The 19,950-nt window shown below is 72.9% G+C and carries 19 protein-coding genes; 11 read left to right on the plus strand and 8 right to left on the minus strand.

The genetic code is table 11. The annotated features are described in order from the left end of the window. Positions 1–43 precede the first annotated feature (43 nt). From LG391_RS20610 to LG391_RS20645, 8 genes are read left to right on the plus strand one after another with little or no spacing between them, the layout of a single operon-like run. Positions 44–1,156, plus strand: coding sequence for an NAD(P)-dependent oxidoreductase (locus LG391_RS20610; protein ID WP_225769925.1), 1,113 nt, complete (start codon positions 44–46; stop codon positions 1,154–1,156). Continuing rightward, on the plus strand, positions 1,153–2,256 hold the full coding sequence (locus tag LG391_RS20615; protein WP_225769926.1) for an NAD-dependent epimerase/dehydratase family protein: 1,104 nt from the start codon (positions 1,153–1,155) through the stop codon (positions 2,254–2,256). The genes LG391_RS20610 and LG391_RS20615 overlap by 4 nt, the downstream gene beginning before the upstream one ends. Continuing rightward, positions 2,253–3,545, plus strand: a complete 1,293-nt coding sequence (locus LG391_RS20620; protein ID WP_225769927.1) for a TIGR04295 family B12-binding domain-containing radical SAM protein — start codon at positions 2,253–2,255, stop codon at positions 3,543–3,545. Before LG391_RS20615 ends, LG391_RS20620 begins: the two co-directional genes overlap by 4 nt. Continuing rightward, positions 3,542–4,666, plus strand: a complete 1,125-nt coding sequence (locus tag LG391_RS20625) for a glycosyltransferase family 4 protein (RefSeq protein ID WP_225769928.1) — start codon at positions 3,542–3,544, stop codon at positions 4,664–4,666. Before LG391_RS20620 ends, LG391_RS20625 begins: the two co-directional genes overlap by 4 nt. Next, entirely contained in the window at positions 4,663–5,775 is a 1,113-nt protein-coding gene (locus tag LG391_RS20630) for a glycosyltransferase (RefSeq protein ID WP_225769929.1), read from the plus strand. Before LG391_RS20625 ends, LG391_RS20630 begins: the two co-directional genes overlap by 4 nt. Further along, positions 5,772–6,869, plus strand: a complete 1,098-nt coding sequence (locus LG391_RS20635; RefSeq protein WP_225769930.1) for a glycosyltransferase — start codon at positions 5,772–5,774, stop codon at positions 6,867–6,869. The genes LG391_RS20630 and LG391_RS20635 overlap by 4 nt, the downstream gene beginning before the upstream one ends. Beyond that, on the plus strand, positions 6,866–8,032 hold the full coding sequence (locus tag LG391_RS20640; protein ID WP_225769931.1) for a glycosyltransferase: 1,167 nt from the start codon (positions 6,866–6,868) through the stop codon (positions 8,030–8,032). The genes LG391_RS20635 and LG391_RS20640 overlap by 4 nt, the downstream gene beginning before the upstream one ends. Before the next feature lie 29 nt (positions 8,033–8,061). Then, the gene (locus LG391_RS20645; protein WP_225769932.1) at positions 8,062–9,108 is read left to right on the plus strand and encodes a UDP-glucuronic acid decarboxylase family protein; all 1,047 of its coding nucleotides are present in this window, start codon (positions 8,062–8,064) and stop codon (positions 9,106–9,108) included. Here the strand turns inward: LG391_RS20645 and LG391_RS20650 are convergent. Continuing rightward, positions 9,098–10,210 (minus strand): helix-turn-helix domain-containing protein, encoded by a 1,113-nt coding sequence (locus LG391_RS20650; RefSeq protein ID WP_225769933.1) that lies wholly within the window; start codon positions 10,208–10,210, stop codon positions 9,098–9,100. The two genes, LG391_RS20645 and LG391_RS20650, sit on opposite strands and share 11 nt — an antisense overlap. A 145-nt stretch (positions 10,211–10,355) precedes the next feature. Between LG391_RS20650 and LG391_RS20655 the strand changes: the two genes are divergently transcribed. The 3 genes from LG391_RS20655 to LG391_RS20665 are packed head-to-tail and all read left to right on the plus strand — an operon-like array spanning position 10,356 to position 13,640. Further along, positions 10,356–10,832 (plus strand): (2Fe-2S)-binding protein, encoded by a 477-nt coding sequence (locus tag LG391_RS20655; RefSeq protein ID WP_225769934.1) that lies wholly within the window; start codon positions 10,356–10,358, stop codon positions 10,830–10,832. 1 nt (position 10,833) lies between these two features. After that, positions 10,834–12,984 carry a xanthine dehydrogenase family protein molybdopterin-binding subunit gene (locus tag LG391_RS20660; protein WP_225769935.1) on the plus strand — a complete coding sequence of 717 codons (2,151 nt, stop codon included), beginning with the start codon at positions 10,834–10,836 and terminating at the stop codon, positions 12,982–12,984. Positions 12,985–12,986: 2 nt separating this feature from the next. Next, complete coding sequence (locus LG391_RS20665) at positions 12,987–13,640, plus strand: hypothetical protein (protein ID WP_225769936.1); 654 nt, start codon at positions 12,987–12,989, stop codon at positions 13,638–13,640. A gap of 12 nt (positions 13,641–13,652) precedes the next feature. Here LG391_RS20665 and LG391_RS20670 read toward each other — a convergent pair whose 3' ends face one another. The 7 genes from LG391_RS20670 to LG391_RS20700 are packed head-to-tail and all read right to left on the minus strand — an operon-like array spanning position 13,653 to position 19,947. Continuing rightward, positions 13,653–14,582 carry a class I SAM-dependent methyltransferase gene (locus LG391_RS20670; protein ID WP_225769937.1) on the minus strand — a complete coding sequence of 310 codons (930 nt, stop codon included), beginning with the start codon at positions 14,580–14,582 and terminating at the stop codon, positions 13,653–13,655. Further along, positions 14,579–15,571 (minus strand): GNAT family N-acetyltransferase, encoded by a 993-nt coding sequence (locus LG391_RS20675; RefSeq protein WP_225769938.1) that lies wholly within the window; start codon positions 15,569–15,571, stop codon positions 14,579–14,581. The genes LG391_RS20670 and LG391_RS20675 overlap by 4 nt, the downstream gene beginning before the upstream one ends. Continuing rightward, positions 15,568–16,626, minus strand: a complete 1,059-nt coding sequence (locus LG391_RS20680) for a glycosyltransferase family 4 protein (protein WP_225769939.1) — start codon at positions 16,624–16,626, stop codon at positions 15,568–15,570. Before LG391_RS20680 ends, LG391_RS20675 begins: the two co-directional genes overlap by 4 nt. Next, a complete protein-coding gene (locus LG391_RS20685) occupies positions 16,617–17,450 on the minus strand; it encodes a PIG-L deacetylase family protein (protein WP_225769940.1) in 834 nt (277 codons plus the stop codon). The genes LG391_RS20680 and LG391_RS20685 overlap by 10 nt, the downstream gene beginning before the upstream one ends. Before the next feature lie 4 nt (positions 17,451–17,454). Beyond that, positions 17,455–18,378 (minus strand): beta-xylosidase, encoded by a 924-nt coding sequence (locus LG391_RS20690; RefSeq protein ID WP_225769941.1) that lies wholly within the window; start codon positions 18,376–18,378, stop codon positions 17,455–17,457. Further along, positions 18,375–19,136, minus strand: coding sequence for a TIGR04290 family methyltransferase (locus LG391_RS20695; RefSeq protein WP_225769942.1), 762 nt, complete (start codon positions 19,134–19,136; stop codon positions 18,375–18,377). Before LG391_RS20695 ends, LG391_RS20690 begins: the two co-directional genes overlap by 4 nt. A 13-nt stretch (positions 19,137–19,149) precedes the next feature. Then, complete coding sequence (locus LG391_RS20700; protein ID WP_225769943.1) at positions 19,150–19,947, minus strand: nucleotidyltransferase family protein; 798 nt, start codon at positions 19,945–19,947, stop codon at positions 19,150–19,152. Between the last annotated feature and the right edge of the window lie 3 nt (positions 19,948–19,950).

Genomic DNA, 19,950 nt, shown 5'->3' on the forward strand with positions numbered 1-19,950 from the left:
CGGCAGACCATCCGCGCCCGTCATCCGAAGGGGAAGCCGATCCATGGCAGAGACCATCCTGATCACCGGCGGAAAGGGCTTCATCGGCAGCCATGTGGCCGGTGCCCTGCTGCGGCGCGGCCATCGGGTGCGCGTTCTCGACAGCCTGCTCGAGCAGGTGCACGGCAGCGCCGGCGGGACCAAGGCGCCGCCGGGCGATGTCGAGCTGCAGGTCGGCGACGTGCGCGACGAGGTCGCCGTGGCCCGGGCGCTGAAGGGCGTCGATTCCGTCATCCACCTCGCCGCCGAGGTCGGTGTCGGCCAAAGCATGTATGCGGTGGACCGCTACGTCTCGGTCAACGACCTGGGCACCGCCACCCTGATGCAGCGGCTGATCGCCAACCCGGTGCGCCGCGTCGTCGTCGCCTCGTCGATGAGCATCTATGGCGAGGGCCTGTACCGCACCGCCGACGGTGATCCGGTCGAGGACGTGATGCGGCCGGAGCGCCGGCCCGGCGACCCCTGGGACCCGCTGGACCGTCAGGGCCGGCCGCTGGTCCCGGTGCCGACGCCGGAATGGAAGCGGCCGATGCTGGCCTCGGTCTACGCCCTGACCAAATACTGCCAGGAGCGGCTGGTCCTGACCGTCGCCGGCGCCTACGGCATGGAGGCCGCGGCGCTGCGCATGTTCAACGTCTACGGCCCCGGCCAGGCGCTGTCGAACCCCTATACCGGCGTGCTGGCGATCTTTGCATCACGCATCCTGAACCGCCAGCGGCCGCTGGTGTTCGAGGACGGGCAGCAGCGCCGCGACCTGGTGCATGTCTCCGACGTCGCCGAGGCCTTCGCCCTGGCGCTGGAGCATCCGAAGGCGGCGGGCGGCGTGTTCAATGTCGGCAGCGGCCGCGAGCGGACGGTGCTGGAGACGGCCCAGGCCTTGGCCGACGCCATGGGCCGGCCGGAGCTGGAGCCGGAGCTGGTCGGCAAGGCCCGGATCGGCGACGTGCGCCACTGCTTCGCCGATATCGGCAAGGCGAAGGCCGAGCTGGGCTTTGCCGCGACCAAGGATTTCGGCGAAGGGCTGGCCGAGCTGGCCGAATGGGTCGCCGCCCAGCAGGCGGTGGACCGGGTGGCGGAGGCGCGGCGCGAGCTCGAATCCCGCGGGCTGGTGGCATGAGCAGGCCCTCTCCCGCCGTGACCGGCCTGCGGCCCGTCCTGGTGACCGGCGGGGCCGGCTTCATCGGCTGCAACCTGGCCGACCGGCTGGCCCGCGACGGCCACCACGTGCTGGTTCTGGACGCGCTGGCCCGGCCGGGGGTGGAGCGCAACCTCGACTGGCTGCGCCGGACCCATCCCGGCCGGATCTCCGCCGTCATCGACGACCTGCGCGACGGCGATGCCGTGGCCGCCGCGGCGCGGAAGGCGCAGGCGGTGTTCCACCTGGCCGGCCAGGTCGCAGTGACCACCAGCCTGGACGACCCGTGGTCCGATTTCGAGGTCAATGTCGCCGGCACGCTGCGCCTGCTGGAGGCGCTGCGCCGGCACAATCCTGGCGCGCCGCTGGTCTTCGCCAGCACCAACAAGGTCTATGGCGACCTGGCCGATATCGGGCTGGAACAGGCGGGCGACGCCTACCGGCCGGCCGATGCGGCCCTGCGCGGCCGCGGCATCGGCGAGGACCGCCGGCTGGACTTCCACACGCCCTATGGCTGCTCCAAGGGCGCCGCCGACCAGTATGTGCTGGACCACGCCCGCAGCTTCGGCATGCCGACGGCGGTGCTGCGCATGAGCTGCATCTACGGCCCGCACCAGATGGGCACCGAGGACCAGGGCTGGGTCGCGCATTTCCTGATCCGCGCCCTGGACGGCCGGCCGATCACCATCTTCGGCGACGGCCGGCAGGTGCGCGACATCCTGTTCGTCGACGACGCGGTCGAGGCCTATGTCGCGGCCTGGCGGCGCATCGCGGCGGTGCGCGGCCAGGCCTTCAACCTGGGCGGCGGCCCGGCCAACGCCGTCAGCCTGCGGGAGCTGATCCGCCACATCGAAACGCTGACCGGGCGTTCGGTGAATATCGAGTTCCGCGACTGGCGGGCCGGCGACCAGCGCTACTACGTCTCGGATATCGGCCGCGTCCGGCAAGCCCTGGCCCTGCCGGAGCCTCTGCCCTGGCGCGACGGGCTGGGCCGGCTGGCCGACTGGCTGCGCCGCAATCCCGTCGGCGACATCCCCGCCATCCCCGATCCCCGCGAACAGCGAGCGGAGGCCATCTCGTGAAGATCGCCCTGATCAACCCGCCCTGGCGCTACGACCACAGCATCTATTTCGGCTGCCGGGAACCGCATCTGCCGCTCGAGCTCGGCTATTCCAAGGCGCTGCTCGAAGCCGCCGGGCACCGGGTGCTGATGCTCGACGGCCATCTCTGCGGCACGGAGATGCAGGAGCTGGCCGACGAGACCGCGGCCTTCGGGCCGGACATGACGGTCGTCACCACGGCCCCGACCTACCTGTTCTGGCGCTGCGCCCCGCCGGAGCTGCGCGTCCCGCGCGAGTTCATCGTCGCGCTGGACGGCCGCGGCGGCCGCACCGTGGCGGTCGGCCCGCACGCCTCGGTCACGCCCGAGACCACGCTGCGCAAGCTCGGCGCCGACATCGTCGTGCGCGGCGAATGCGAGGAGGTGGTGGCGGCGCTGGCCGACGGGCCGGATCTGCGGCAGGTGCCGTCGATCGCCTTCCGCGAGGGCGGCGAGGTCGTCGTCAACGGCGGTCTGAACGCCAGCCGCTTCACCGACCAGCCGGCGCTGCGCTGGCCCGACGACTGGGTCCGGCGCCACGACCATCACCACCACCGCTTCGGCACCGAAGCGCACGGACCGGGCGCCGAGGTCGAGGCGTCGCGCGGCTGCCCCTATCACTGCAGCTTCTGCGCCAAGAACGAGTTCCGCGACGCCTATCGCCGGCGCGAGCTGCCGATCCTGCTGGACGAGATCGACGGGCTGATCGCGCAGGGCGCGACCTATCTCTACTTCGTCGACGAGATCTTCCTGCCGCAGAAGCCGCTGCTGGAGGCGCTGGTCGACCGCCCGGTCGAGTTCGGCGTGCAGATGCGCATCGACCTGTGGAAGCCGGAGATGCTGGACCTGCTGGGCCGGGCCGGCTGCGTGTCGATCGAGGCCGGGGTCGAGAGCCTGACCCGCGAGGGCCGCGACCTGCTGACCAAGAACTGCAAGCTGTCGACCGACGAGCTGGCCGACCGGCTGCTCTACGCCCGCCGCAGCGTGCCCTTCGTCCAGGCCAATCTGATCAAGACCGCCGACGACGATGCGGAGATGATCGCCGCCTGGCGCGACAGGCTGCAGCGGAACGGCGTCTGGGCCAACGACCCGGTGCCGCTGTACCCCTATCCCAGCTCGCCCGACTACCGGCGCCTCTGGGGCCAGCCGGACAGCCGGGCCTGGGAGCGGGCGCATGAGCACTATCTGCGCCAGTTCGACCATTTCAGCGACATCCAGGACGAACGGCCCCTGCCCCTGAGAGAATTGGAGGCAGCGTGCGGACCGGCGTGAGCCTTCCCCGCCGGCTGCTGATGACGGCGGACGCGGTCGGCGGGGTCTGGCCCTACGCGCTGGATCTCGCCGCGGCCTTGGCCCGCCGCCACGGCGTCCAGACCACGCTGGCCGTGCTCGGCCCGCTGCCGGACGAGGACCAGCGCTGGTCCGCCGGTCTGGTGCCGGGGCTTCAGCTCGTGGAGACGGCGCTGCCGCTCGACTGGCTGGCCGGGCGGCCGCAGGAGGTCGAGGCCGCCGGCCGCCGCATCGCCGCGCTGGCGGTCGAGACCGGCGCCGGGATCGTGCAGTTGAACAGCCCGGCCCTGGCCGCCGGGACGATGTTCCCGGTACCGACCGTCGCCGTCCATCATTCCTGCGTCGCCACCTGGTGGGCGGGCGTGCGGACGGGCCCGCTGCCCGACGATTTCGCCTGGCGGGCCGCGCTGGTCCGCCGCGGCCTGCATGCGGCCGACGCGGTGGTGGCGCCCAGCCGCGCCTTCGCCCGGGCCACGCGGGCGGCGTACGGGCTGCCGGCCCTGCCCGCCGCGGTCTGGAACGGCCGTGCGGACCCGCCCGAGGCCGAAGCCGCGGCGGAGCCGGCGGAGTTCGTGTTCAGCGCCGGCCGGCTGTGGGACGAGGGCAAGAACGTCCAGGCCTTGGACGGCGCGGCGGCCCGGCTCGGCGTCCGGCTGCTGCTGGCCGGGCCGCTGGCGGGACCGAACGGCGCCCGCGTGGCGCCGCGCCACGCGCTGTGCCTCGGCACGCTCGGCGGCGAGGCGATGCGCGACTGCCTGGCCCGGCGGCCGGTCTTCGCGTCCACCGCGCTGTTCGAACCCTTCGGCCTGGCGGTGCTGGAGGCGGCCCAGGCCGGCTGCGCCCTGGTGCTGTCCGACATCCCGACCTTCCGCGAGCTGTGGGCCGACGCCGCGGTCTTCGTGCCGCCGCGCGACGAGGCGGCGGTCGCCGCTGCCCTCGGCCGGGTGCTGGCCGACCGCGGCCTGCGGCAGCGTCTGGGGGACGCCGCGCGCCGGCGGGCGGCGCGCTACACCATCGCCGCCATGGCCGACCGGATGGCCGGCCTCTATCGCGGCCTCGCCGCCACGGCGGCGCGCCGGCCCGCGAAGGAGGCGGCGGAATGAAGCTGGTCTACTTCACCCATTCCCTGCGCTCCTGCTGGAACCACGGCAACGCCCATTTCCTGCGCGGCGTGCTGCGCGAGCTGGTCCAGGCCGGGCACGAGGTGGCGGTCTACGAGCCGGCCGGGGCCTGGAGCCTGGCGAACCTGCTGCGCGACCACGGCGAGGACGCGCTGGCCGCCTGGCAGCGAGCCTATCCGGAGCTGTCCTCGACCGCCTATGAGCCGGATCTCGACCTGGAGCGGGCGCTGGACGGCGCCGATGCCGTGATCGTGCATGAATGGAACGACCCCGCGCTGGTGGCGGCGATCGGCCGTCTGCGCCGGCGGGGCGCCCGCTTCACCGCCCTGTTCCACGACACCCATCACCGCGCCGTCAGCGATCCCGAGGCGATCCATCGCTTCGACCTCGACGGCTATGACGGCGTTCTGGCCTTCGGCGCTGCCCTGGCCGAGGTCTACCGGCGCTGGGGCTGGGGCCGCCGCGCCTTCGTCTGGCACGAGGCCGCCGATACCCGCCTGTTCCGGCCGCCGGACAAGGACGGTCCGCGCGCCGGCCTGATCTGGGTCGGCAACTGGGGCGACGAGGAGCGCAGCGCCGAGCTCGACACCTTCCTGTTCCAGCCGGCGCGGGCCGCCGGGCTGCCGCTCGACATCCACGGCGTGCGCTATCCGCCGGAGGCGCTGGCCCGCCTGGCCGCCGAGGGCGCGCGCTACCATGGCTGGCTCGCCAATGCGGATGTGCCGGCGGCCTTTGCCCGATACCTGGCCACGGTGCACGTGCCCCGCCGCTTCTATGTCGAGCGGCTGCCAGGCATCCCGACGATCCGGGTGTTCGAGGCCCTGGCCTGCGGCATCCCGCTGGCCTGCGCCCCCTGGCACGACACCGAAGGCCTGTTCCGGCCCGACGAGGATTATCTGGTCGCGGAGGACGGCGCGGAGATGGCCCGCCACCTGGCCGCCCTGCGCGACGATCCCGAGCTGCGCCGCAGCCTGGCCGCCAGCGGCCTGGAGACGATCCGCGCCCGGCACAGCTGCGCTCACCGGATGCGCGAGCTGCTGGCGATCCTGGCCCGGCTGCGCACCGCCACCCCGATGGAGTCCGTCGCATGAGGATCGCCTTCTACGGATCCAGCCTGCTGTCCTCCTACTGGAACGGCGCCGCCACTTATTACCGCGGCCTGCTGCGCGACCTGGCCGGCCGCGGCCACCGGATCACCTTCTACGAGCCCGACGCCTTCGACCGGCAGGCCCATCGCGACATCGACCCGCCCGACTGGGCCGAGGTCCGCGTCTATCCGGCGAGCGAGGAGGCGCTGCGGGGCGTGGTCGCCGAGGCGGCGCTGGCCGATGTGGTGGTGAAGGCCAGCGGCGTCGGCGTGTTCGACGAGCTGCTGATCGAGGGCACGATGGCGGCGGCGCGGCCGGAGGCGATCCGGATCTTCTGGGACGTCGACGCCCCGGCGACCCTGGCCGAGCTGCAGCGCGGCGGCCCCGACCATCCGCTGCGCCGCGCCCTGCCGGGGCTGGACATGGTGCTGACCTATGGCGGCGGCCCGCCGGTGGTCGCGGCCTATGAGGCGCTCGGCGCCCGGCGCTGCGTGCCGATCTACAACGCCCTCGACCCCGAGACGCATTTCCCGGTGCCGGCGGATCCGCGCTTCGATTGCGACCTGGCCTTCCTGGGCAACCGGCTGCCGGACCGCGAGGCCCGGGTGGCGGCCTTCCTGCTGGCGCCGGCGGCGCGGCTGCCCGACCGCCGCTTCCTGATCGGCGGCGCCGGCTGGGAGGGTCGCGCCATGCCGCGCAATGTGCGCTGGATCGGCCATGTCGGCACCGGCGACCACAACGCCTTCAACGCGACCCCGCTGGCGGTGCTGAACATCGCCCGCGACAGCATGGCGGCGACCGGTTTCTCGCCCGCCACACGCGTGTTCGAAGCGGCGGGCGCCGGCGGCTGCCTGATCACCGATGCCTGGGAGGGCATCGAGCTGTTCCTGAAGCCCGACGAAGAGGTGCTGGTCGCCCGCGACGGCGCCGAGGTGGCGGCGCATCTGCAGGCGCTGGACCGCGGGCGGTCGCAGGCCATCGGCGCGGCCGCCCGGGCCCGGATCCTGGCCGAGCACACCTATTCCCGCCGCGGCGCCCAGGTCGACGCGCTGCTGCGCGAAGCGGCCGCGGCGAAGCGCGAAAGGACCGCCGCATGAGCCGCCCCCTGCGCCTCGTCTTCATCGGGCTCAGCCTCTCCTCTTCCTGGGGCAACGGCCACGCCACCACCTACCGGGCGCTGCTGCGGGCCCTGGCGCGGCGCGGCCACGACATCCTGTTCCTGGAGCAGGACCAGCCCTGGTACGCCGAGAACCGCGACCTGCCGGCCCCGGATTTCTGCCGGCTGGCGCTGTATCCGGACCCGGCCGGGCTCTCGGCCTATCGCGCGGAGGTCGCCGAGGCCGACGCCGTGATCGTCGGGTCCTATGTCGCCGACGGCGTGGCCGTCTCGGCCTGGGTGCAGAGCGTCGCCGCCGGGGTGACCGCCTTCTACGACATCGACACGCCGGTGACGCTGGCGAAGCTGGAACGCGACGATTTCGAGTACCTGTCGCCCGAGCTGATTCCCGGCTTCGGCCTGTATCTCTCCTTCACCGGCGGGCCGACGCTGGCGCATCTGGTGCATCGCTACGGCGCGGCGGAGGCGCATCCGCTGTACTGCTCGGTCGACGCCGAGGCCTACCGGCCCGATCCGGCGGCATCCTTGCGCTATGACCTCGGCTATCTCGGCACCTACAGTCCCGACCGTCAGCCGACACTGGACAAGCTGCTGCTGAAGCCGGCGCGGGCGCTGCCGGATCTGCGCTTCGTCGTCGCCGGGTCGCAGTTCCCGCGCGATATCCGCTGGCCCGCCAACGTCACGCGCATCGAGCATGTGCCGGCGAACGAGCATTGCAGCTTCTACAACGCCTGCCGCTTCACCCTGAACGTCACCCGCGCCGACATGGTCCGCGCCGGCTACAGCCCGAGCGTGCGGCTGTTCGAGGCGGCGGCCTGCGGCACGCCGATCATCTCCGATCCCTGGCTCGGCATCGAATCGATCTTCACGCCCGGGGCCGAGCTCTGCCTCGCCCATGACGGCGACCAAGTCATCGAGCTGCTAACCCGCTGCCCCGAGCCGCAGCGCCGCGGCATCGGCGAGGCGGCCCGGCGGCGCGTGCTGGCCGAGCACTCCTCCGACCGCCGCGCGGCGGGGCTGGAGGAGGTGCTGCGGCGCCGGATCGACGGGCTGGCCCGCCAGCGCCCGGTCCGCGCCGCCGCGACCGGGGGCGGACAAGGCCGGAGCCGCGGGGCTCGGCCGCATCTCCGGCTGGTGAAGTAGCGGCCCGGCGTCAACGAGAGAGGATGATCATGAGGAACGGCAAACAGCGCACCGCCATCGTCGCCGGGGGTGCCGGCTTCATCGGATCCCATCTCTGCGACGCCCTGCTCGCGGATGGATTTCGGGTCCTCTGCCTCGACAATTTACGCACCGGCCGGCGGGACAATCTGCGGCACCTGGCGCGCGACCCGCGCTTCGACCTGGTCGAAGCCGACGTGATCGCGCCGACGCCCGCCTCACTGGCCCGGGGATCGGTCGATCTGGTCTTCAACCTCGCCTGCGCCGCCTCGCCGCCGCAGTACCAGTCCGACCCCGAGCATACGATGCTGACCAGCGTGCTGGGCACCCGCAACCTGCTGGCCCTGGCCGAGCGCAAGGGGGCGCGCTTCCTGCTGGCCTCGACCAGCGAGGTCTATGGCGACCCGGAGGTGCATCCGCAGGCCGAGAGCTATTGGGGCCATGTCAACCCGACCGGTCCGCGCGCCTGCTACGACGAGGGCAAGCGCGCGGCGGAGACGCTGACCTTCGACTTCGCGCGCACCGGCCGGGCCGAGGTGCGGGTGGCGCGGATCTTCAACACCTACGGTCCGCGGATGCGGGCCGATGACGGGCGGGTGGTGTCGAACGTCATCACCCAGGCGCTGGCGGGCGACGACGTCACCGTCTACGGCACCGGCGAGCAGACGCGCTCCTTCTGCTATGTCGACGACCTGGTCGACGGGCTGGTGCGGCTGATGGCGTGCCGCGCCTCGCCTGGCGGTCCCGTCAACCTGGGCAATCCGGCGGAGCTGACGGTGCGCCAGCTGGTGACGCACGTCCTGGCGCTGACCGGATCGCGCTCCCGCATCGTGCGGAAGCCCCTGCCGGTGGACGACCCGCAGCGGCGCCGGCCGGACATCGCGCGGGCGAAGGCGCTGCTCGGCTGGGCGCCGCGGATCGCGCTGGAACAGGGTCTGCGCCGGACCATCGCCTATTTCGCCGAGGCGGCGACGCCGCGTCATGCCCCGGCGGTCGGCTTCGGAGCCCTCCGGAAGGGCACCGGGCTGCCGGCCAAGGCGGAAGCCGTCACGCCCTGACGCCGGCATGGGGCTCGAGGCTGCGGCGATAATCCGACGGCGTTGAGCCGGTGTGGCGCCGGAACGCGGCGGTGAAGGCTGAAGGAGTCTGGTAGCCCACCGCCAGCGCGATGTCCGTGATGCGGATCCGGGGATCCCGCAACAGCTGCCGAGCCTGCTCCACACGCAGCCCGGTCAGCCATTCATGCGGCGTGCGCCCCGTGGCATGGCGGAAGGCCGTGCAGAAATGCGACCGGCTCAGGGACGTCAGTGCGGCGAGCTCGTCGAGGCCGATGGCCTGGTCCAGACGGTCGGCCATGTAATCGGTGACTCGCCGGACCTGCCAATGCGGCAGCCCTCGCCGCGGCAGCGCTGCCGGCGCCTGGCCGAGGGTGGAATGGGTCCGCAACAGATGCGTGCACAGCAGGTCGAGCCCCTGTTCGACGAACAGGCGGCGGGACGGGTCGGGATGGGTCGCCTCGCGGCTGAGCGCGCGCAGGATGTGCGCGCCGACCGGATCCGCTTCGCCGAGGCGGGGCGCCAGTTCCACCCGGCGGCCGCGGGTGAGGGGTTCGGCGAACCCCTGGAGGCGGGCATCGCTCAGCATCGCATAGGACAGGGGCGACGCGACATCGATGTCCCAATCCCCGTCCCAGCCGGCCGGCACGATCGTGATGGTCCCCGGGCGCCCGACGCCGGCCAGGCGCATCCGCCCGCGCCGCCAGACCCGGGGCGACGGCGGGCCGTAATAGGTGCCGATCGTATGCGCCGGCAGCCCCGGCATCGGCTCGTGCATCTCCAGATGCAGCCAGCGGGTGGTGATCAGCGTCTCGCGCTCGGGGATTTCCGCGACGGTCGGCAGCGGCCCGGCGATCACCCCGGCGCAGAGCTCGAACGCGGTGCGAGGGGCGAACGCCGTCGGCTGCGGGTCCCCGGCCTGATCGGCGCCCTTTGAATTTCCAGCGCTCTGGCGGGGCCGGGCCAATCGAGGCGACCTTGGCTGGATGTGGCGAGGTCTCAAATGTCGCCGAAAGCCGCGTCCGGCGCCAGTCCCGACCTGCACCTCCTGCGAGCCGGAACGGGTCCGGCCACGCCGTTGCCCGCTGCGGGCGAGCGGTCTCATGCCGTCGCAATCTTGCGACAAACACCGAAATCCGCGAACGGCGGCAAGGACGGCATTCTCGTAATGAAGTCCTTTCCCGCCTCGGCAGGCCGGCGTCGATTCCCTCGACTGGCCGGACGCTGGGCTCGTCCGAAAGGAGCCCTGGATGCCCTATGCGCTCAACGTCAATGGCAAATCCCATTCGGTCGATGTGGATGGAGACATTCCGCTGCTGTGGGTGCTGCGGGACGTCATCGGGCTGACCGGGACCAAGTTCGGCTGCGGCATCGCCATGTGCGGCGCCTGCACGGTCCATCTGGACGGGCAGGCAGTGCGGTCCTGCGTCACCTCCGTCGCGGACGCCGCGTCCTCCGCGATCACCACCATCGAGGCGGTCGGCGACACCGAGACGGGCGCCCGCATCCAGCGGGCCTGGCTCGCCGAGGAGGTCGTCCAGTGCGGCTACTGCCAGTCCGGCCAGATCATGTCGGCGACGGCCCTGCTCGCGATCAACCCGTCGCCGACCGACGCGGACATCGATGCCGTGATGGCCGGCAACATCTGCCGCTGCGGCACCTATCCGCGCATCCGCGCGGCGATCAAGCGCGCCGCCGGCCTGGCGCTGACCGAGGAGGGCCGCTGACATGGGCGTTTTCGCCGCCACCGTGTCCGGCCAGCTCTCGCGCCGGTCCTTCCTGATCTCCGCGGCCCTGGCGGGCGGCAGCCTCGTCATCGGGCCGCGCTTCGCTGCGGCTGCCGAGCCGTTCATCCCCAACCCGTTCATCCGGATTCCGCAGGCGGGCCCGATCGAGCTGGTGATCCCTTCCGCCGAGATGGGCCAGGGCGTCTACACCGGCATCGCCACGCTGATCGCCGAGGAGCTGGAAGTCGCGCTGGAGCAGATCCGGGTCGTCCCGGCGCCCGCCGATCCCTCGCGCTATGCGCATCCCATGCTCGGCGACCAGGTCACCGGCGGCTCGGTCACCATCCGCGGCTTCTGGGAGCCGATGCGCCGGGCCGGCGCCGCGGCCCGCACGATGCTGGTCGCCGCCGCCGCGCGGGACTGGGGCGTCCCCGCCTCGGCCTGCCGGGCCGAGGCCGGCGAGGTGGTCCATCCCGAAAGCGGCCGCCGCATCGCCTATGGCGCGCTCGCCGCCAAGGCCGCGCAGGAGCCGGTGCCGCAGCAGGTCGCGCTGAAGCCGGCAGCGGAGTACAGGCTGATCGGCAAGCCGTCGCCGCGCCTCGACACCCCGGACAAGGTGAACGGCGGGGCCCTGTTCGGCCTCGACGCCCATCCGCCCGGCGTCCGCTTCGCGGCGCTGGCCATCTGCCCCACCTTCGGCGGAACGCTGAAGGCGGTGGAGGACGGCGACGCGTTGCGGGTCAGGGGCGTGCGCCAGGTGGTCCGGCTGAGCGATGCGGTCGCCGTCGTGGCCGACAACACGGGGGCCGCCCGCAAGGGGCTCGCCGCGCTGCGCATCACCTGGGATCCGGGGGCGAATGGCGGGCTGACGACGGCCGAGCTCGAACGCCGCATCGATGGCGCCATGACCAGCGGCGCAGCCCTGGTGGCGCACGAAAGCGGCGATGCCGCCGGCGCCGAGGCCGCCGCGTCCCGCGGCATCGAAGTCGTCTATCGCATGCCGATCCTCGCCCACACCGCCATGGAGCCGATGAACTGCACGGTCCATGTGCGCCCGGACGCCTGCGATATCTGGGTCGGCACCCAGGTGGCGGGCCGCGCCCGACAGGCCGCGGCGCAGGTCACCGGCCTGCCGGTCGAGAAGGTGGTGGTCCACAACCACCTGCTGGGCGGCGGCTTCGGCCGGCGCCTCGACCATGACAACGTGATCGTGGCGACCCGGGTGGCGCAGCAGGTGGACGGTCCGGTGCAGGTGGTCTGGAGCCGCGAGGAGGACATCCGCCACGACTCCTACCGCTACCTCAACCGCAGCCGGCTCGACGTCAGGCTGGGGCCCGACGGGATGCCGGTTTCCTGGCGCCATCGCGTGGTCGGCCCGGCGATCATGGCGCGGTTCCTGCCGATCCTGTTCAAGGACGGCATCGACCTCGACATCACCGGCGGCGCCGAGAGCCCCTACGACATCCCGAACAAGCGGGTCGAGTTCGTCCGGCACGAGGGGCCCGAGGGCATGCTGACGGGCAACTGGCGCGGCGTCGGTCCCACCCGCAACGCCCCGGCGGTCGAGGGCGGGATCGACGAGGCGGCGCATCTCGCCGGCCGCGACCCGGTGGAATACCGCCGCCAGCTGCTGGGCAAGGCGCCGCGGCTGCGCGGCGTGCTGGACCTGGCGGCCGAGCACTCTGGATGGGGCACGCCGCTCGATGCCGATCGCGGCCGCGGCGTGGCCGTGCTGGCGGATTTCGGCAGCTTCGCCGCGCTGGTCGCCCAGGTGCATGTCGCCAAGGACGGCACCTTGAAGGTCGAGCGCATGGTCTGCGCCGTCGATTGCGGGCAGGCCGTCAACCCCGACATCCTGCGGCAGCAGGTCGAGAGCGGCATCGTCTACGGCCTCAGCGCGGCGCTCTACGGCCGCCTCACCATCGCCGGCGGGGCCGTGGTCGAGGGCAATTTCGACGACTCGCCGGTCCTGCGCATCCATGAGTGCCCGCCGATCGAGGTCCATATCGTCCCCAGCACCGAGCCGCCGGGCGGCGTCGGCGAGCTCGGCACGCCAGGCGTGGCCCCGGCCCTGATGAACGCGATCTTCGCCGCCACCGGCAGGCGCCTGCGGGACCTGCCGCTCGACACGAGCCAGCTGAGGAGGGCGTAAGGATGCCGCCGCGCTCACGCCGGATCGGGCTGGTGCTCCTGGCCTCGCTCGCCTCCGCCGCCATCACGCTCGGGATCGGATCCGGCGTCGCCGACACGGCGCAGCAGGATCCGAGCCGGACACTGAAGGATGTCGCCGCGTTCCAGTCGATCGCGAATGCCGGCGACCGGTCACGCGCCCTCTTCACCGAGGCGGCGAAGGTCATCACCGACCCGCGCTGCATGAACTGCCACCCGGTCACGGGCCGGCCGACGCAGGGCGACGACCTGCATCCGCATGTGCCGTTCATGCAGGCGGGCGCCAGCCGCATCGGGGTGGACGGCCTGGCGTGCAGCGCCTGCCACCGGGCGGAGAACACGCCCATCGTGGGCAGCCGCCTGCGGTCCATCCCCGGCAACGCGCACTGGTCGCTGGCGCCGGACAGCATGGGCTGGCAGGGGCATTCGCTCGGCTACATCTGCCGGCAGCTCAAGGATCCCGAGCGCAACGGCGGCCGCAGCCTGGCCCAGATCCGGCAGCACCTGGCCGAGGACCATCTCGTGGCCTGGGCATGGCATCCGGGCGAAGGGCGGCGGCCCGCCCCCGGCACCCAGGCCGGGTTCGGCGCGCTGATCGCCGCCTGGATCGAGACCGGCGCCGAGTGCCCGGCCGAGTGATACGGCTGACCCTCACCGCCCTCTGACAAGGTGGAAGGCGAGCCCGTCCCACAGGGCGAAGGGACGGGTCCCTACCCGGCGCAGGCGAAAGCCGGTCTCGGCCGCGAGATCGGCCAGCTCGCGCCGGTCCGCCTCGTCGTCTCCCCGATAGGAGTGGTTGAGGATCAGGAGATGGCCGCCGGGCCCTAGCACCCGCGCCGCCTCCTCGACATGGCGCCGCACCAGGGCCGGCCCGGCGAGCACGAGATAGGGGAAGCTGTCGGCGGCCAGGATCGTGTCGACGGAGCCGTCGGCGATCCCGGCCAAGTCGCGGCCCGAGGTCCGGCGGATCTCGACATTCGCCAAGCCGGCGCAGCGCCGCCGCGCCTCCGCCACCATCCGGGCCGAGATGTCGAGACCGACGACCCGCCGGACGCGGCCGGCCAAGGCCGCGGCGAAGCGGCCGATGCCGCAGCCGAGGTCCAGCACCGTGCGGTCGGGGCCGAGCAGGCCCCATTCCGCCATGCGGCGCACCACCTCGGCCGTCGCCAGCGCCAGCCGGCCGGCATCGCCGAAGGAATGCAGGGCGACGCTGGCCTCGGGCGACACGCCGGCGGCGCGGTCGAAGGCCCGGGCGAAGGCTTCCACGGCCTGCGCCTCGTCACCGATCGCTGCGTCGTGCCGGACCTCGCCCAGCACGGCCTGGAGGGTGTCCCAGGCCGCCGGGTGTGCGGCATGCATCCGCCGCAGCGCCTGCAGCCGCCGGCGGGCTGCGATCTCGCCCGGGGCGATCGTCGTGTCGAGCGCGTCCAGCAGCCCCGTCAGCGCCCGGCCGCTTTCGGCCTGGATCAGCAGCCGGGTCAGCGCCGACGCGACCGGCAGCTCTCCCGTCAGGCAGCCGCGCAGGGCGGGCCGAAGCGCGTCCGGGCATCCGGCCGCGCCGATCGCCTCGTCGACGGTCACGCCCGGACCCGCCGGAAGCTGCGGCGGCGGTTCCAGCGGTCGACCGCGCCCCAGGCGTATTTGTACGGCTCCTGTCCGCGCAGGAAGTGGAACTCCCGCCCGCCGTCGCGGAGCGCGGCGGCGATGGCATGGCCGATCAGGATCGCCCCCGGGCTCTCATGGGCATAGTCCGGGTCGAAGCCGCCGAGATAGGCGTAGGTCCGGCCGCGCGCGGACAGGCCGTGGAAGGCGCCGGCCACCCGCCCCGCGATCCGCAGCCGGTAGAGCCGCGCCAGCCCGGAGCGGAGCAGGCCGGGCAGCGCCGCACGGTGGAAGCGCCGGACCGCATCGTCCCGCAGCAGGCCGGACTGGCCCTGATCGGCCCATCGGGCGCCGTGCAAGCGTTCGAGATCGTCGAGGAAGCCATCCGCCGCGTCCTCGACCGGCTCGATCTCGGTGGCGCCGCGTTTCCGCGCCAGGGTCAGCGCCCGCCGCAGCTGCTTGCGCCGGCGGGTCGGGACGCAGCCCGAAAGATCGTCGGGCCCGGCGAGATCGAGGGTCGGGCAGGCGCTGTGGCCGGCGGCCGTCTCGGCACAGGCCGCCGGGCAGCGCAGCCGCAGGGCGGCAGCGCCGGACGCCAGATCCTCCAGCTCCCAGGACTCCCAGTCGAGATCCAGGGCCGCATGCTCGATCACCGCGGCCGCGGGGCCGGCCTGGTCGGGATCGAGCAGCAGGTCGAGATAATCGGTGGTGCCGAGCCCGAGCAGAAGCAGCCTGCGGCCCAGCGCTCCGTCCTCGAGATAGAACGGCGCCAGCCCGACCAGCTGTCCGTCCTGCCGCACCGCGATCGTCCGCAGCCGGCCGGGCGCGAAGCTGCGCCACCAGGGCAGCAGCCAGGCGGGGGACTGGAACGGCGTCGCCGCCGGGCAGCGGAGCCAGAGGTCCCACCAGTCCGGCTCGAGCGCGGCCAGCGCCGGCTCCTCCGTCAGCACCTCGGCGAAGAGGCTCATCCCCAGACCCGCAGCGCCGGCGCGGGCTGCGCCGCCAGCCGGCGATAGACAGCGAGATAGCCCCGCACCATCCGGTCGAGCGAGAAGCGCCGGACGGCCTCGGCCCGGCATTCGGCCGGGTCGAGACCGGCGGCGGCGCGTATCGCCCCCGCCATCTCGGCCACGTCGCGGACCAGGAAGCCGGTGCGGCCGTGATCGACGATCTCCGGCAGCGCGCCGTTCGGGAAGGCGACGACCGGCGTGCCGCAGGACAGCGCCTCCATCGCCACCAGCGAGCTGGTCTCCGGGCACAGGCTCGGCACCACCAGGCAGCGCGCGGCCGCCAGGAAGCGCCGCTTGCGCCGCAGGCCCAGCGGCCCGACGAAACGCTGCCGGGCGTCCAGCCGCGGCACCACCTCCTGCTCGAAATAGCGGATATGGGCGTCGTAGGGGAACAGCCGGCCGGCCACGATCAGCGGCACATCGGCCTGCCGCGACGCCTCGAGGGCGAGATGGATGCCCTTCTCCGGGCAGATCCGGCCGAGCATCAGGGCGAAGCCTCGCTTCGCATGCGGCCGCGCGCCGTCGCCGATCGAGACGCCGTTCGGGATCGGCGGCAGCAGCCGGGCGCCCGCGGGGGCGTCGCGGCACTGCGCCTCGGACACGCCGTGCAGCCACAGGTCCGGGCGCAAGGGCTTCAGCGCCTCGGCCGGGAACCAGCCGAGCGGCAGGTGCAGGGTGACCAGGGTCGGCCCGTCCGCCGGCAGATAGGCGTCGAAGTCGATGCCGTGCAGATGGACGAGATCGACCGGCCAGCGGCGCCGGCAGTCGGCGATGGCCCGACGCTGCGCCGCCCAGGCCCGCTGCCGCGCTGCGTCGTCCAGCGGCCCGGGCTCCGCCGGAATCGCACACAGCGTGCCGGCGGCCTCGGAGCCTTCGCAGGCCACCACCAGCGAGCGGTGCCCGGCCGCGACCAGGGCGCGGTCGAGGGCGGACAGCACCTGCTCCGCCCCACCGACCGCGTCGGGGCCGACCGGCGCCAGCGGGTAGGCGACGTTGAGCACGGTCAGAGCCATGGCGGCGGGTCCAGCTCCAGATCGGCAACGGCCGCGGCGACGAGGCCGGGCCACTCCGCCGCGGTCAGCCCCCAGGGCCAGGCGTCGTAATGCACCCGGCCGCCGTTGGGCAGCCGCGCGAAGTCGTAGGGCGGCGCCCGCCGGAAGCGCTCGACCTGGTCGGTGAACGGCGCCAGGGTCCGGCGCTGGGTCTCGTGGCAGGCCAGCATCCGCCGCTTGGTCTCCCAATCCGCCTCATCCAGCATCAGGACGATCTCCGGCGACGCCTCGTCCGGCGGGAAGCGCTGCAGCACCGGGCCGTCGGGGCCGAGGTGATAGAAGGCCATCTCGGCGATCGCCGGCGCCGCTGCGCCCTGCCGCTGCAGCAGGCGGCGCGCGGCATGGACGGCGAAGCACGTGGCGTCGTGGTCCGGATGACCGCCCTCATAGGGATGGGTCAGGGCCAGCCGCGTGCCGCGCGCCGCGAACTGGGCGGCCAAGGCGCGCGTGACGGCGGTGAGGCGTCGGCAGGCCTGCTGGTCCGGCACGTCGAGGCACAGCAGCGCGGCGGCCGGGATGCCGGCCGCCTCCATCGCGGCTGTCAGCTCCCGCTGCCGGGCCGCCGCATAGTCCTGCCAGGTGACGTAGCCGTAGAGCCGCGCATCCTCCAGCCCCCGCGGCGCGCCGTCGGTGACGTGCAGCATGGCGATGTCCGGCAGGTGGCGCAGTTGCCCGCCGATGCCGATGGTCTCGTCGTCGGGATGGGCGACGACGACCGCCGCCTCGGCCGGGGCGATCGGGGCGCCCGCCAGGGAGGACAGCAGCGTCGACGCCGCGACGCCCATCGCCTCAGCCGAGCGCCAGCCGGGGCGCCCGCGGCTCGGCCCGGGCGCCGTAGCGGCGGATCATGTCGGCGCAGAAGGCGGCGAACTCCTCCCTGTCGACCGGCGGGCTGGTGTGGTGGGGCATCAGACCGCGATGCTCCGGCGTGAAGCAGAAGGTGACGGTGACGTCGAAATCGGCCAGCGCCTCCATCTGCCGGTCGAACCAGGCCAGGGCGTCGGGCCGGAAGCTGTCGGCCCAGGACAGGCCGGTGCGGAGGGTGGTGACGCCGAGCCGCTTCATCCAGGCCACGGCGTCGTCCAACCGGTGGTCCTGGTAGTGGAACCACTGGCACAGGCCCAACGCCGGGGCGTGCCGGGCGAAGCGCTCCAGCGCCGGCTTCGGCGTGCCGTCCTCGCGCAGGAGGCCCATGTAGAAATGGCGGTAGTAGGACGAGCCCTCGGCCTCCTTGTGCCGGGTCGTCGCCTCCCAGGCGCTGGGCAGGTCGTACAGGCTGTACCAATGGATCCGCGGCGTGCGGCCGACGAGAAGCTCGGCGGGGCGGTCGAGGCCCCAGGCCTGCACCTCCTCCGCCCCGAAGCTGGAGACGCCGACCTCGCTGACCCAGACCGGCAGGTCGGTAACGGCACGGATCTCCTCCAGCTTCTCCGGCCATTCCCCGATCTGCCACAGGTTCCAGTCCAGCGGGAAGCCGTGCACCGCCACCGCGTCGAGATGGTCCAGCACGCCCCGCCGCTTCATGCCCTCGATGAACACCGGGTCGATCGGCGAGATGCCACCCAGCACCTTCGGGATGTCCGGGTTCTCGGTGGCGATGGCGTCGGCCGCGGCGATCGCCATGTCGGCGAACAACGCCCAGTCCGGATCCAGCTCGCGGTCCCAATGCGACTTGTTGTTGGGCTCGTTCCAGATCATCGCCGCTTCGATCATGCATGCCTCCCGCGGTTCGGATAGACGGCGCCCTCCCCTTCCGGCCGGCCGGCGGGGCGGCAGAGATAGACCTCCGGCTCCGGATGCGCGGCGATCTCGAAGCCGGCGCTGCGCAGCATCGCCTCGACGCAGGCGCGGTTCGGCACCCACCAGTTGGTCGGGTCGTCGGCGTAGCGGTGCTCGATGAAATGCAGCTTCGGGAAGTCTGGCCGGTCGAACAGCGCCTCGTTCCAGAACGGGTAGTTCGGCTCCAGCGGCGCCACCTCGGGGCTGCCCCGCTGCATCGACTGGAACACCATCAGGTCGCGGACCACGTGCTCGCGCACCAGGTCGAGCGCCAGCAGCGGGTGGCGCAGGTGGTACAGCACGCCCATGAACAGGACGATGTCGAAGCGCTCGCCCAGCGCCGCCACGTCGTAGACCGAAAGATGCCGGAACTCGATGTCGAGATCCGCGATCTCGGCGGCGAAGCGCGCCTGGGCCAGGTAGCTGTCGTCGAAATCGACGCCCAGCACCCGGTCGGCGCCGCGGCGCTTCATCTCCAGCGAGTAGAAGCCGCCGTTGCAGCCGATGTCGAGCACGGTGCGGCCGCGCAGGTCCTGCGGGATGGCGCCGGCGAAGGCCCTCCACTTCACCGCCGGGTAGTCGCCCAGGAAATGGTCGGGGGCGGTCGCGACCCCGTCGAGGTCGATGTTGTGGAACCAGGGGCCGAGCGCCTCGGCCCGACGGCGGATCTCCTCACCGGACAGGCGTGCCATGATCGCGCCTCCGTCACTGCTGATAGCGAATGGGGCTGCCGTAGGATCGGCCCGCCGGCCGGCCGGTGGTCACGCGGGCCTCCGACGCCGCGGCATCGCCGAGCAGCCCGATCGCCGCCCGATAGCCGTTCAGCGTGCCGACATCGACATAGGACAGGCCGGACCGGACGCCGACGGCCGTGCCGCCTTCGGCCAGCCAGGCATTGACCAGCGTGCCGATGTACTCGTCCCGCCGGCCGCGCCGCAGCCACAGCGCATGCAGCTGCCGCAGCACCGCGCCCGGCATCTTGAAAGCGCCCCAGATCCAGCGGCTCCCGGCATCGGGCTGCTTCACCTGGATCTCGCGCACCGCCCCCTGCCCGTCCAGCACCACGGCGTCGAAGAACTCCGGATGGTCGACCGGGAACAGCAGGAAGGACAGGCCGTCCTCCGGCAGGTCGGCGAAGCCGTCCTTCGGGAACCAGACCGTGTCGGGCAGGCCGACCAGGACGGGCTCATCGGGCCGGATCAGCGGCAGGGCGCGGAAGATCGCGTCGCACAGGCCCGAGGGCTGCGGCTGCACCACATAGGCGGCGGCCGCGCCGCCGTAGTCGCTGCCGTAATATTCCAGGATGTCCGACTTGCCGGGGGCGATGACGAAGCAGATCTTGTCCGCCCCAGCCTCGATCATCCGTTCCAGCAGGTATTCGCTGACGGCGCAGGGGCGCTCCTCGCCGCCGTCGATCCGGCTGCCGACCGGCAGCAGCTCCTTGGAGAAGGCCAAGGGCTGGATCCGGCTGCCGCGTCCCGCGGCGGGCACGATGCCCCACATCGA

The organism is Inquilinus sp. Marseille-Q2685 (genome assembly GCF_916619195.1).
GTDB lineage: Bacteria > Pseudomonadota > Alphaproteobacteria > DSM-16000 > Inquilinaceae > Inquilinus.